At 63.6% G+C, this 13,729-nt stretch carries 12 protein-coding genes; 10 read left to right on the plus strand and 2 right to left on the minus strand.

What is annotated here, in order from left to right; genetic code table 11:
- The first annotated feature begins 20 nt into the window (after window positions 1–20).
- From CK501_RS04900 to der, 10 genes are all read left to right on the plus strand, one after another.
- On the plus strand, window positions 21–1,196 hold the full coding sequence (locus CK501_RS04900; RefSeq protein WP_095616637.1) for an IscS subfamily cysteine desulfurase: 1,176 nt from the start codon (window positions 21–23) through the stop codon (window positions 1,194–1,196).
- A 68-nt stretch (window positions 1,197–1,264) separates the two neighbouring features.
- Window positions 1,265–1,696, plus strand: a complete 432-nt coding sequence (ndk, locus tag CK501_RS04905; protein ID WP_095616638.1) for a nucleoside-diphosphate kinase — start codon at window positions 1,265–1,267, stop codon at window positions 1,694–1,696.
- 30 nt (window positions 1,697–1,726) lie between these two features.
- Window positions 1,727–2,854: a 23S rRNA (adenine(2503)-C(2))-methyltransferase RlmN gene (gene rlmN / locus CK501_RS04910; protein ID WP_095616639.1), complete on the plus strand. Its 1,128-nt coding sequence runs from the start codon at window positions 1,727–1,729 to the stop codon at window positions 2,852–2,854.
- A gap of 30 nt (window positions 2,855–2,884) precedes the next feature.
- Window positions 2,885–3,685, plus strand: a complete 801-nt coding sequence (gene pilW, locus CK501_RS04915) for a type IV pilus biogenesis/stability protein PilW (RefSeq protein WP_158223048.1) — start codon at window positions 2,885–2,887, stop codon at window positions 3,683–3,685.
- Window positions 3,678–4,634 (plus strand): RodZ domain-containing protein, encoded by a 957-nt coding sequence (locus CK501_RS04920; protein WP_158223049.1) that lies wholly within the window; start codon window positions 3,678–3,680, stop codon window positions 4,632–4,634. The genes pilW and CK501_RS04920 overlap by 8 nt, the downstream gene beginning before the upstream one ends.
- Before the next feature lie 41 nt (window positions 4,635–4,675).
- Complete coding sequence (ispG, locus tag CK501_RS04925) at window positions 4,676–5,794, plus strand: flavodoxin-dependent (E)-4-hydroxy-3-methylbut-2-enyl-diphosphate synthase (RefSeq protein WP_095616642.1); 1,119 nt, start codon at window positions 4,676–4,678, stop codon at window positions 5,792–5,794.
- A gap of 66 nt (window positions 5,795–5,860) precedes the next feature.
- Window positions 5,861–7,132: a histidine--tRNA ligase gene (hisS, locus tag CK501_RS04930; RefSeq protein WP_233128848.1), complete on the plus strand. Its 1,272-nt coding sequence runs from the start codon at window positions 5,861–5,863 to the stop codon at window positions 7,130–7,132.
- A gap of 4 nt (window positions 7,133–7,136) precedes the next feature.
- Window positions 7,137–7,784 (plus strand): YfgM family protein, encoded by a 648-nt coding sequence (locus tag CK501_RS04935; RefSeq protein ID WP_095616644.1) that lies wholly within the window; start codon window positions 7,137–7,139, stop codon window positions 7,782–7,784.
- Complete coding sequence (bamB, locus tag CK501_RS04940) at window positions 7,784–8,947, plus strand: outer membrane protein assembly factor BamB (RefSeq protein ID WP_095616645.1); 1,164 nt, start codon at window positions 7,784–7,786, stop codon at window positions 8,945–8,947. Before CK501_RS04935 ends, bamB begins: the two co-directional genes overlap by 1 nt.
- Before the next feature lie 5 nt (window positions 8,948–8,952).
- Window positions 8,953–10,380 (plus strand): ribosome biogenesis GTPase Der, encoded by a 1,428-nt coding sequence (gene der / locus CK501_RS04945; protein ID WP_095616646.1) that lies wholly within the window; start codon window positions 8,953–8,955, stop codon window positions 10,378–10,380.
- A gap of 6 nt (window positions 10,381–10,386) precedes the next feature.
- Here the strand turns inward: der and pta are convergent, their stop codons facing one another.
- Both pta and CK501_RS04955 read right to left on the minus strand, forming a co-directional pair.
- Entirely contained in the window at window positions 10,387–12,522 is a 2,136-nt protein-coding gene (pta, locus tag CK501_RS04950) for a phosphate acetyltransferase (protein WP_095616647.1), read from the minus strand.
- Entirely contained in the window at window positions 12,522–13,724 is a 1,203-nt protein-coding gene (locus CK501_RS04955) for an acetate/propionate family kinase (protein ID WP_095616648.1), read from the minus strand. The genes pta and CK501_RS04955 overlap by 1 nt, the downstream gene beginning before the upstream one ends.
- Between the last annotated feature and the right edge of the window lie 5 nt (window positions 13,725–13,729).

Raw genomic sequence — 13,729 nt, forward strand, 5'->3', positions numbered from 1 at the left:
CCCAACAGCGAAACAATCCCATGACACAGACCATCTATCTTGACTATGCCGCCACCACGCCCGTTGACCCGCGTGTGGCGGAGACGCTTCAGCAGTACCTGACACCGGACGGCATCTTCGGCAATCCGGCTTCCCGTTCCCATGCCGTGGGCTGGCAGGCCGAAGCAGCGGTTGAGCAGGCGCGCGCCCGGGTGGCCGGGCTTATTGGCGCGGACAGCCGGGAGATCGTCTGGACCTCGGGCGCCACCGAATCCGACAACCTGGCCATCAAGGGCGCGGCGCTGGCGAATCAGGCCAGGGGCGGCCATGTGGTGACGTCCATCATTGAGCACAAGGCGGTGGTGGACTGTTTCCAGTGGCTGGAGGAAAAGGGGTTTGAGGTCACCTGGCTGGAGCCGGATGAGTACGGCTGTATTGCAGCGGAGCAGGTCGAGGCGGCGCTCAGGGAAGACACCATCCTCGTGTCGCTGATGGCGGTGAACAACGAGCTGGGCAGCATCAACCCGATCGCGGCCATCGGGAGCCTGCTGCGTGAACGGGGTGTCCTGTTCCATGTGGACGCGGCCCAGGCGTCAGGCAAGATGGCGCTTGATGTCGCCCGGATGCCGGTGGACCTGATGGCACTCTCCGCCCACAAGGTTTACGGCCCGAAGGGGATTGGCGCGCTCTACGTGCGGCGGTCGCCGGATGTCACCATCGAGGCCCAGATGCATGGCGGCGGCCATGAGCGTGGTCTGCGCTCAGGAACCCTGGCAACCCATCAGATCGCGGCCATGGGCCATGCCTTCAGCCTGGCGCTGGAGGAAGGCGAGGCGGAGGCCGAAAGGCTTGAGGCACTGCGCTCACGCTTCATCGCGGGGCTGCAGGGGCTGGAGGGTGTCCGGGTGCATGGCCCGGAAACTGAGCGCGTGCCCGGCATCCTCAATATCGGCTTTGACGGCGTGGATGGCGAATCCCTGCTGCTGGCCCTCAGGGGAATTGCCGTTTCCTCCGGTTCCGCCTGTGCCTCAGCGACAACCGAGCCTTCCTATGTGCTTCAGGGGATTGGCCTGCCGCCGGAGAAAGCTCAGGGGTCGCTGCGTTTCTCCATGGGCCGTTTCAGTACGGATGCTGAAATCGACACAGCCGCCGAACGCATCACAGAGGCGGTGCAGAAGCTGCGCGAACGCAGTGCCGCGCGGCGTGCGACGGTGTGACTTTACGCCTGAGGTGCGTATAATTCCGCCCGGATTCCACCGATTACCGATAACAGGAGTTTCATCCCATGGCTATTGAGCGCACCCTGTCGATCATCAAGCCGGATGCCGTGTCCCGCAACCTGATCGGCGAGATTGAGAGCCGTTTCGAGAAAGCCGGCCTGCAGATTGTGGCAGCCCGCATGATCCACATGACCCAGGAACAGGCTGAAGGGTTCTACGCCGAGCACCGTGAGCGTTCGTTCTTCCCGGATCTGGTGGGCTTCATGACCTCCGGCCCGGTTATTGTCCAGGTACTGGAAGGCGAGAACGCCATCGCCCGTAACCGTGAACTGATGGGCGCGACCAACCCCAAGGAAGCGGAAGCAGGCACCATCCGGGCGGATTACGCCGATTCGATCGACGCCAACGCGGTTCACGGCTCTGATTCGCCGGAATCCGCCGAGCGCGAGATCGCCTATTTCTTCAACGACAGCGAGATCTGCCCGCGCACCCTGTAAGAGCAGCGTGGACAGAGAAGGTATGCGAGCATGAGCAACACCGGCACCCAGAGTTCAGCTGAGAAGGTCAACCTGCTTGGCCTGCCGCGGCACAAGGTGGAGCAGTTCTTCGTCGACATCGGCGAGAAGAAGTTCCGCGCCGGGCAGGTCATGAAGTGGATCCACCATTATGGGGTGGATGACTTTGAGGCCATGACCAACGTCAGCAAGACGCTCCGCGCACGGCTGGCGGAGATCGCCGAGATCCGGGGGCCGGAGGTGCTTCTTGATGAAACCTCGAGCGACGGCACACGCAAGTGGGTCATGCGCATGGCCGAGGGCAACAGCATCGAGACGGTGCTGATTCCCGATGGCGAGCGCGGCACCCTGTGTGTCTCCTCCCAGGTCGGGTGCAGCCTTGACTGCAGTTTCTGTTCCACCGGCAAGCGTGGCTTCAACCGCAATCTCTCCGCGGCCGAGATCATCGGTCAGGTCTGGGCGGCGCTGCGAACCTTCATGCCCTTCGATCGCACGAAGGAGCGGCCCATCACCAATGTGGTCATGATGGGCATGGGTGAACCGCTGCTGAACTTCGACAACGTTGTCGATGCCATGGACCTGATGATGGATGACTGGGCCTATGGCATCTCCAAGCGCCGGGTAACCGTGAGTACTTCCGGGGTGATTCCGGCACTGGAGAAACTGGGCGAGGTTTCCGATGTGTCACTTGCCATTTCGCTCCATGCGCCCAATGATGAGCTGCGTAACGAACTGGTGCCGCTGAATCGCAAGTACCCGATCGAGCGGCTGCTGTCGGCGACCAAGCAATACCTGTCGGGGCTCGGGGACCGGCGCCGGGCAACGATTGAGTACACGCTGATTGAGGGCGTCAACGATCAGCCGGAGCATGCGTCGCAGCTTGCGGATCTGCTGGTGGACGTGCCGTGCAAGGTCAACCTGATCCCGTTCAATCCCTTTCCGGAGAGCGATTACCGTCGCCCGAGCGGGAATGCGGTGAAGCGGTTTCAGGACATAATGAACCAGGCCGGCTATATTACAACGGTGCGTACAACACGTGGCGATGATATTGACGCCGCCTGCGGCCAGCTGGTCGGTCAGTTCGAGGACCGCACCCGCCGCAGTGAGCGTTACATTCCGGTTCACCAGGAGGTGAGCTGAAGGGAAACGATTCGGAGGATGACTGACTCCATGCCAGTGCGACCGAAGGCTGACGCGATGCGGATCACCGCGATTCTGATGCTGTGCATTCTCGCGGCGGGCTGTGTCTCGCAGCGCCAGGGGACCTTCGCCTCAGGAGATCCTGAGAAGGCGGAAGAGGATTACGTGCGTCTGGGGTTGGCCTACATCCAGAACGATCGCTATGACCGGGCCCGCCGTCATCTGGACCGTGCGCTTGAGATCAATGAGGAAAGCGCCCCCGCCATCGCCGCCAAGGCACTGATCAATCAGGAAGAGGGTGAATACGACCTGGCGGAGGAACGCTTCCGTCGGGCACTGGACCTGGAGCCTGAGTACACCCGGGGCCGTTCCCATTTCGGGGTTTTTCTCTATAACCGTGGCCGCTACGAGGAAGCCCTGGAGCAGTTCCGGAAGGCTTCCGAGGATACCGATTACGACAGTCGTGCCGGGGTTTTCGTGAATCTGGCACGGACCGCGAGCCGGCTTGAGCGCCATGACGAGGCAGCGGACGCCTACAAGCGCGCCATGCAGCTGCAGCGGGGCAGTACGTCAGCCCACATCGGTGCTGTAACCTCACTGATCGATGCCGGTCGCTACGCGGAAGCCCGCCCTCTGTACCGCCAACTGACCATGCGCATCGAGCGTTCCCGGGAGCTTTCCCATACGCCCGAGTCCCTGCTGGCAGGGATCCGTCTGGCGAGGGAGTCAGGCGATGATCGAAAGGCTTCCGGGCTTGCGGAGCAGCTGCGTGAACGTTTCCCGGATTCCGAGGAATACCAGCAATACAGGACCATGGTCACCGATGAGTGAAGAGGGCAGCGCGGAGAACAGTAACGGGCCGACAACACGGCTCGTGGGCGAGCAGCTGCGAACCGCCCGCGAGCACCACGGAATGGATCGTCAGGATGTGGCGGATCAGCTGCATCTGAGACCATCGATTATCCAGGCCATTGAGGAAAGCGATTACGAGGCCATGCCCGCGGACCTTTTCCTCAAGGGGTATGTCCGGACCTATGCACGCCTTACGGAACAGGATGGGGATGATCTGATTGCCCGGCTGGACCGGGAGCTCGAGCCCTACCGTGAGAGGCAGGAGGCGCAGCAGGAACCCAGTCCGACGGAAATCATACGCCAGAAGAAAATCCGCAGGCGCCGTATCGGGGGGATGACCATCGCGGCTCTGGCAGTGCTGCTGCTTGGCTGGGTGCTCTACGAGTACGGGCCCTGGGTGGTCGATTCCGCCGTGGAGGCAGTGGGTGAGGTGGAGTTCGAGGTGCCGGATGCGGATTCCGGCTCAGAGGCAGATGCTGAATCCGGGTCCGACTCCGAGCCTGAGCCCGCGAGCGCAACGGATGAGGGCGATACCACGGAGGCGGGGAGCAGCGAGGCCGGGATGGATACCGACCCTGCATTCTCAACCCCGGTTGCCCAGGTTGAGAGCCCGGGGGCAGCCCCGCCCAATGGGGGAAGCCGGATGGATGCCGCTGGACAGGCAGGTGGCCGCCAGTCCTCGCTGACCATTACGTTTGATGGCGCCTGCTGGGTTGAGGTGGTTAACGGCAACGGGGAACGGGTTGTGGTCACTCTTGCCCAGGAGGGCGAGACGGTTGATTATGAGGGCCCCGCACCCTTTGAGGTACTCCTCGGCAATGTTGATGCCGTCGCTTCGGTCCGTTTCATGGGTGAAGCGGTGGATCTGGAGCAGTACCCGGTGAATGCGGGACGCACACAGTTTGTACTTGATACAGCCAATGGCTGAGCCCATCAGGGGCAGCCGCAGAGAATGGCAGGTCCAGAACGATGCTTAAGAACGAAGAGTCTCCCATCAAGCGCAGGCCATCCCGCCAGATCCATGTGGGGTCGGTTCCCGTGGGGGGCGATGCGCCCATAGCCGTTCAGAGCATGACCAATACCGATACCCTCGACGTCGAGGGGACGGTGGCGCAGATCCGTGGTCTGGAGGAGGCTGGTGCCGACATCGTCCGGGTATCGGTTCCGGACATGGATTCCGCCGAGGCCTTTGCAAAGATCCGCGCTGCCGTGAATGTGCCGCTGGTGGCGGACATCCATTTCGACTATAAGATTGCGCTGCGCGTGGCGGAGCTGGGCGTGGATTGCCTGCGCATCAATCCCGGCAACATCGGGAAGGAAGAGCGGGTCAGTGCCGTGATCAATGCGGCCAAGGATCACGGCATCCCGATCCGTATCGGCGTCAACGCCGGCTCCCTGGAAAAGGATCTGCAGCGCAAGTACGGCGAACCCACCTCCGAGGCCATGGTGGAATCCGCCATGCGCCATATCGAGATCCTCGACCGGTATGACTTCAAGGATTTCAAGGTCAGCCTCAAGGCATCCGATGTGATCATGGCTGTTCAGGCTTACCGGCTGATTGCGGACAAGATCGAACAACCCCTTCACCTGGGGATCACAGAGGCGGGTGGCCTGCGTTCCGGCGCTGTGAAATCGTCCGTGGGTCTGGGGATGCTGCTGGCGGAAGGGATCGGTGATACCATCCGCATCTCGCTGGCGGCGGACCCGGTGGAGGAGATCAAGGTCGGCTTTGATATCCTCAAGAGTCTGCGCCTGCGCACGCGCGGGATCAACTTCATCGCCTGCCCGAGTTGCTCGCGCCAGAACTTTGATGTGATCGGCACCATGAATGAGCTGGAATCCCGTCTGGAGGATGTGAACACCTCCATGGATGTGGCCGTGATCGGCTGCATCGTGAACGGGCCAGGTGAGGCAAAGGAAGCGGACATCGGAATCACCGGCGGTACCCCCCAGCACCTGATGTACCAGGACGGGGACAAGGATCGCAAGATCGACAAGGCCTCCCTGGTGGATGACCTGGAGCGCGAGATCCGCGAGCGGGCGGCGCGCAAGAAGGCGGAAGAAGACGCCATCATCGCCAAGGGCTGATCGCGGGCGGGCAACCACGCGACCGAACAGGGGAGAACCTTGGCCAGAATACAGGCAATTCGTGGAATGAACGACATACTGCCGGACCAGTCACCGGTCTGGCAGTATGTGGAGCGCGCCCTCGGGGGGGTGCTAAGCGCCTATGGGTATCGCGAGATCCGGATGCCCATCGTGGAGAAAACCGAGCTGTTCAGCCGCTCCATCGGCGAGGTCACCGACATCGTCGAGAAGGAGATGTACACCTTTGAAGACCGCAATGGCGACAGCCTGACCCTGAGACCGGAGGGTACCGCCGGCTGTGTCCGGGCAGCGGAGCAGCACGGTCTGCTGTTCAACCAGCAGCAGCGCCTCTGGTACACCGGACCCATGTTCCGCCATGAACGGCCCCAGAAGGGACGTTACCGCCAGTTCCACCAGATCGGCGTGGAAGCCTTCGGGATGGAAGGGCCGGATATTGACGCTGAGCTGCTTCTGATGACCTCCCGTATCTGGCAGGCACTGGGCCTGGCGGATCAGGTGCGCTTGGAGATCAACTCCCTGGGCACCGCTGAGGACCGGCAACGCTACCGCGAGGCGCTCACCGCCTATCTTGAAGGCCATCGTGAGCAACTGGACGAGGACAGCCAGCGGCGTCTCGCCACCAACCCGTTACGGATTCTTGACTCGAAAGTCGTTGAAACCCAGCGCATCCTCGAGGACGCCCCGGTACTGGCGGACTATATCGGGGAGGAAAGCCGGGAGCATTTCCGGTTGCTGTGCGAGCGTCTGGATGCGGCCGGCCTTGCCTACAGCGTGAACGCTGGCCTGGTCCGGGGGCTGGACTACTATGGTAAAACCGTGTTCGAGTGGGTCACCGACGCGCTGGGGGCCCAGGGCACTGTCTGTGCTGGCGGCCGTTATGACGGTCTGGTGGAGCAGCTCGGTGGGCGCTCGACGCCGGCGATCGGGTTTGCCATGGGAATGGAGCGGCTGATCCTGCTGCTCGAAACCGAAGGGCTGATCCCGGAATGGGTCAACGGCAATGCCGATATCTATGTCATGGGCATGGATGACAGCCTCGCGGGCCAGGCATTCGGCCTTGCGGAGCGCCTGCGGGATGCACTGCCGGCACGCCGGGTGGTCAGCCACTGCGGTGGCGGTGGTTTCAAGAGCCGTATGAAAAAGGCCGACGCCTCCGGTGCAAAGCTGGCCGTGATCCTTGGTGCGGATGAAGCCGCGGCCGGTGAGGTCAGCGTGAAAGACCTGGCAAACACCGAGCAGCAGCGGATTGCGCAGTCCGAGCTGGTAGCCGCCTGTCAGGCCCACCTCGGTGACAAAGCGAACGAACAGGGAGAATAAGAAAGTGGCCGAAGAAGACGAACAGTGGGAAGCGTTCAAGCGCTGGTGGAAGCAGAACGGTTCCAGCGTGCTGATGGGCATTGCCATCGTGGTTCTGGGTATAGCCGGCTGGCAGTACTGGGAGGCGCGTGAAGCAGCGGCCCGCGCGGAAGCCCGCCAGGGCTTTGACAGCGTGATCAGCACATTGCAGTCGGATAAGGAGACCGAAGAGCGGCTTTCCACCATGGAATACGCTCTGGACAACCTTAAGGACAGCCAGCCGGGCAGCCCCTATACGGTGTTCTCCGCCATGGTCGCAGCCAGCGTCTATATGGAGGAATCCCGCCCTGAAGACGCGGTTGAGGAACTGGAATGGGCACTGGAGCGGGCAGGAGGGCAGCCGCTGCCGCGCGTGATCCGTCTGCGCCTGGCCAGGGCACAGCTGGCCAGCGGTGAGTCCGAGGCCGCTATCTCGACGCTGGAAGGCCTTGATGATGCCGGGGAGTTCGCTCCCCTGTTTCATGAGCTCAGGGGGGATGCCCACCACGCTGCGGGGAACGAGGACGCCGCGCGCAAGGCCTATCAGGCAGCGCGCGATTCGCATGGTGAGGATGTGAATGATCGTCTTCTTGAAATCAAACTCAGTGACCTTGCCGTAACGGAGGAGGGTTGATGCGGGCACCTGCCGCAGCGTGGCGCTGCCTGATGACCTTTATTCTGGCCGGTGTGGTGCTGGCCGGGTGCAGCAGTTCCGAACCCCGGGAACAGCCGGCTCCCGTCCCCGGGGTCAGTGGTGACGCTGAGATCCGCGAGATCTGGAGCCGGCGCGTAGGAGAGGGCATGGACGGCCAGTATCTCTTCCTCTCCCCCGGGATCCACGAGGAAACGGTCTACGCCGCCACGCAGAACGGCTACATCACGGCCTACAACGCCCGCAATGGCCGTCGTGACTGGTGGGAAAAGCTGGATGAGCGCCTTCTTGGCGGTGTGGGAGTGGACGCGGATCATCTCTATGTCGTGACCCGTAATGGTGAGCTGATCGCGCTCTCCCATGAAGGGAAGGAGCAGTGGCGCACCTCGCTGCCCAACGAAGCCCTGGTGCCGCCGCAGAGTAACGGGCGCTATGTGGTCGTGCAGACCATCGACGGCGAGCTTCTGGCGTTCAGCCAGTCCAATGGCAACCGGCGCTGGCAGTACGACAGCAACATGCCGGTGCTCAGCTTCCGCGGTAATGCCACGCCCTGGATTGATGGCAGCCGTGTCATCGCCGGCTTTGATAACGGTCGGGTTGTGGCACTGGATGTGCGCAGTGGCGCAGTCCAGTGGGAGCAGAGACTGGCCCAGCCGGCGGGCAGAACCGAGCTTGAGCGGTTGGTGGATGTGGATTCATCGCCCCATGTGGTTGACGACACGGTCTATGTGAGTGCCTATCAGGGCAGTGTCACGGCACTGGAGCTGCGCTCCGGCGAGGAACGCTGGAGTCGTGAGCTGTCCAGTCTGGAGGCGCCCGCTGTCACTCAGGAGCAGGTTGTGGCTGCCGGTGCCGACGGGACCCTGGTGGGTTTTGAGCGGGCTTCCCGCAGTGAACTCTGGCGCCACCGTGAGCTGGCCTGGCGTCAGCCGACGGCACCCGTGGCGCTCGGCAACCATGCCGTTGTGGGGGATTTCGAGGGCTATCTGTATGCGGTTGATGCCGCTGACGGCACAATCGACAGCCGTGTTCTCGTTGACGACGAAGGCCTGCGGACCGATCCCATCCGCTTCCGTGACCGTGTGATTGTCTTCGGTAACGGAGGCTGGCTGGCCTCCTACCACGTACGGGAAGGTGACCGCTGAAGTCCATGACGCCCGTAATCGCCGTTGTCGGCCGCCCCAATGTGGGCAAGTCCACACTGTTCAACCAGCTTACACGCAGTCGGGATGCCCTGGTCGCGGACTTTTCGGGCCTGACCCGGGATCGCCAGTACGGCGAGGGCCGTCATCACGGCCACCGTTTCATTGCCATTGATACCGGTGGTCTTGCCGGCGATGACGAGGGCGTGGACCAGCTGATGGCGGACCAGGCCGAGGCGGCCATCGAGGAAGCCGACGAGGTGCTGCTGGTGGTCGATGGCCGTGCCGGGCTTACTCCCGGTGACGAGTACATTATCGACCGGCTCCGCCGGCAGGGCGTGACGGCGCACCTGGTCGTCAACAAGACCGACGGCCAGGACGAGGATCAGGCGTCCGCGGAGTTCCACGGCCTTGGTTTTGATCCCCTTCACCGGATTTCCGCCGCCCATAACCGGGGCATCCGCCGTCTCCTGGACGATGTGCTCGGCGATGCCGAAGCCCTGGAAGAGGAGGCCGAAGAGGCGGAAGAGGACGGGCGCATCCAGGTCGGGATCATCGGCCGGCCGAACGTGGGCAAGTCCACGCTGGTCAATCGCATCCTCGGCGAGGACCGGGTTGTGGTCTATGACGAACCCGGCACCACACGGGACAGCATCCGGATTCCCTTCAGCCGTCGGGATCGCGACTACACCCTGATCGATACCGCCGGTGTGCGCCGGCGGCGCCAGGTCAAGGAGAAGGTCGAGAAGTTCTCGGTGGTGAAAACACTCCAGTCCATCGAGAAAGCCCACGTGGTGATCGCGATGATCGATGCCCGTGAAGGGCTCGTGGACCAGGACATGCACCTGATCGGCTTTGCCCTGGACGCCGGTCGTGCCGTGGTGGTGGCGGTCAATAAATGGGATGGCATGGATCCCGAGGACCGGCGCTGGCTGAAGGAGCACCTGAAGTGGCGGCTGGGTTTTCTCGACTATGCCCGGATGCACTTCATCTCGGCCCTGCACGGCACAGGTGTGGGGGATCTCTACGACTCCATCGATGCGGGCTACGACTCCGCCATGGCCAAGTGGTCCACCAATCATCTGACCCGCATCCTGCAGGATGCCGTTGCCCAGCATCCGCCGCCCATTGTGCGGGGCCACCGCATCAAGCTGCGCTATGCCCACCAGGGTGGGTCCTGTCCGCCGCGGATCGTGGTCCACGGTACCCAAGCGGATGCCGTGCCCAGGGATTACCAGCGATACCTGGAGAATACCTACCGTCGGGTTCTGAAGGTCGAGGCTACGCCCATCCGCTTTGAGTTCCGTGCGCCGGATAACCCCTTCGAGGGCCGCAAGAACACGCTCAACAAGCGCCAGAAGCAGAAGAAAGCGCGCCTGATGCAGCACGTGAAGAAGAACGAGAAGCAGAGCAAGCGCCGCAAGAAACGGGGCTGACGCGCTTCAGGCCAGCCCCTGATCCTCCACCTGCTTCGCCTGTATCGCCGTCAGCGCGATGGTGAAGACGATGTCCTCCACCAGCGCCCCCCTTGAGAGATCGTTCACCGGCTTGCGCAGGCCCTGCAGCATGGGGCCGATGCTCACCACGTTGGCGCTGCGCTGTACCGCCTTGTAAGTGGTGTTGCCGGTGTTAAGGTCCGGGAATACGAAGACGGTGGCCCGCCCCGCTACCGGGCTGTCGGGCGCCTTGCTGCGGGCGACACTCTCAATGGCGGCGGCATCGTACTGGAGTGGCCCGTCGATCAGCAGTTCCGGGCGGCGCTTGCTGGCGATGGCGGTGGCCTGGCGCACCTTCTCCACATCATCCCCGCTGCCGGAACTGCCCGTGCTGTAGCTGATCATGGCCACGCGGGGCGTGATCCCGAAAGTCGTGGCGGAGTCCGCGCTCTGGATGGCGATGTCCGCCAGCTCCTCGGCGTCCGGGTCCGGGTTCACGGCACAGTCGCCGTAGACCCTCACTTGGTCGGGCAGGCACATGAAGAACACCGAGGAGACGATCCGGGCCGCCTCGTGGGTCTTGATCAGCTGCAGGGCAGGGCGGATGGTGTTGGCGGTTGTATGCACCGCCCCGGAGACGAGTCCGTCCATCTCATCCAGCGCTACCATCAGGGTGGCCAGCATCACGTTGTCCTCCAGCAGCGCGCGGGCCATGTCGGGCTTCATGCCCTTGTGCCGGCGCAGTTCGACCATGCTGTCCACATAGCTGTCACGCACCTCGTCCGGGTCGATGATGTGGATGCTGTGCGGCAGGGTGATGTCCCGGGAATGGGCCACTGAATGGATACGGTCCGGTTTGCCCACCAGCACGCATTCGGCAATGCCCTTTTCCTGGCAGCGCGCGGCGGCCTGCAGGGTTCTCGGTTCATCGCCTTCCGGCAGGATGATGCGCTTGCCGGCCTCGCGCGCACGGCGGGTCAGAAGGTAGCGGAACGCCGGTGGGGACAGGCGGGGCTCACGGTCCACCGCCAGCTGGTCACGCAGCCATTCGGCATCGATGGCCTCGGCTGTGGTCTCCATGACCTTTTCAATGCGCTCGGCGTCATCCACGGGCACGGCAATACTCATGGACGCCAGGCAATGGGTGGTGTGATAGGTGTCCATGGTGGAGGTCATGATCGGCAGCCCGGTTTCCAGCGCCGAACGGCAGAAGGTCAGGGTCTGGTCACTGGGCCTGAGGCCGCCGGTCAGGACCAGTCCCGCTAGCGGAATGCCGGAGAGTGCCGCCAAAGCGGCCGCGACGATGATGTCTTCACGGTCACCCGGGGTGACCAGCAGCGTGCCCGGCCTGAGTGTGTTCACCATATTGGGAATGGTGCGGGAAGCGATGCTGACGCGGCGCACCCGACGCTGGTCCATGTCGCCACCGTGCAGGCGGGCCGCGTCCAGTTCCCGGGCTATGTCGCTGACCCGGGGTTCCACCAGCTGCGGGCGCCAGGGAATGGCGCCAATGAGTCTCAGGTGGCCGTCCCGCAGTGGCGGACATTCGCTGGCCCAGTCGGGCACCGGATCCGGTTCCGTGTCGTCCGTGGCCAACGGCAGGCTGTGGCCGGTGGGCTCACCGAGTCGGTTCAGGATGGCGCCGATAACGGGCGTTGACCCGGATTCGGAGAAGATGCGGCTGTTGAAGGTCAGGCGTTCGCCCAGTTCCGTTGGCCCACGTTCACCGGGGGCGCTTACCAGGATCACCTGTGCGTCCAGGTTGCGGGCCATTTCCACATTCAGCCGCTGGGTGTAGCTCTCCTGGCTGTCCGGCACCAGCCCCTCGACGATCACAACATCGCAGTCCTCGCAGGATTCGTGATAGCGGCTGACGATGTCCTCCATGAGCTCGCCGGAACGGCCCTGGTTGATCCGTTCCTGGGCGTGGCGCAGGGACACCGGCGTGGAGGGCTCAAGGTTCGTGCGGGCGCGGATGAAATGGACGGAGGCGTCGGAATCCTGGCCCATGGCGCTCTGGGCCACCGGTTTGAAGAACCCTACGCGCAGCCCGAGGCGGTCCAGTGCCCGCACCAGGCCCAGGCATACGGAGGTGAGTCCGGAGTGGAGGTCGGTCGGGGCTATGAACAGGTTCTGGGCCATCAGGGGCTCCTCCTGCCGGTGGTCAGGCGGTGTGTGTCGAGGGCGATCATCTGTTCCTCGTCCGTGGGGATCACCAGTACCGGCGGCGTACCGGAGGCGTGGATGCCAGCGGCCTCAGCCGGTTCTGGATGGCGGTTGGAGTCCCCATCCAGGGTCAGTCCGAAAATCCCCAGGTGTGCCAGAGTCCGTTGCCGCACCAGGGGGCTGTTCTCGCCAATGCCGCCGGTGAAGACCAGCGCGTCCAGCCGGTCCAGTGAGGCCATCATGGCACCGATGTAGCGCGCCAGCCGGAAGCAGAAGACGTTGACGGCCAGATCGGCCTGTTCATGGCCGTCTTCAGCCGCCTCCGTGAGGGTCCGCATGTCGTGGCTGACTCCGGAAAGTCCGAGCAGGCCGCTCTCGCGGTTGAGCATGTCGTGTATGGCCTCGGCGCCGTAGCCGCGGCGCAGCAGGAAGTCGAACAGGCCGGGATCGACGTCGCCGCTGCGGGTGCCCATGACCAGACCCTCCAGGGGCGTGAGGCCCATGCTGGTGTCCACGCTCCGGCCATCCCGGACAGCCGTGACACTGCAGCCATTGCCCAGGTGGGCCGAGATTATGGATGTGCCCTCGGCCGGCTGCTCCAGCCATCCTGCGGCCTGCTGCAGGATCCAGCGGTGGCTGGTGCCGTGGAAGCCGTAACGCCGAACCCCGTGATCCCGGTAAAGGGCCCGGGGCACGGCGTAATGATACGCTGCTTCCGGCAGTGACTGATGGAAGGCGGTGTCGAACACGGCCACCTGGGGGCAATCGGGATACAGGGCCTGCGTGGCGCGGATGCCGGCAAGGTTGGCCGGATTGTGAAGCGGTGCGAGTGTGCTGCAGGCATCGATGGCGGCGGTGACCTGGTCATCGATCAGTGCCGAGTCCGTAAAGGCCTCGCCGCCATGCACCACGCGGTGGCCCACAGCGTCCGGGGCACGGGTGAGCAGGCCCTGATCATTCAGGCGCGCCAGGCAGGCTTCCAGCGCCTCGTGGTGACCGCTGCCGGCGGCGAGCGATTCACTGGCGTTCTGCGGTGCCTTCTGGTTCAGGGTGGGGGTGTCCGTGCCCAGCCGCTCCGCCAGGAAGGCGGCCAGGATGCGGTAGTCAGGGGCGGTTGCCAGGGTCAGTTTCAGAGAGGAACTGCCGGCATTGATGATGAGCAGGTGCTGTTGATCCATGTCGG

The organism is Halovibrio salipaludis, assembly GCF_002286965.1.
GTDB classification, from domain to species: Bacteria; Pseudomonadota; Gammaproteobacteria; order Pseudomonadales; family Oleiphilaceae; genus Halospina; species Halospina salipaludis.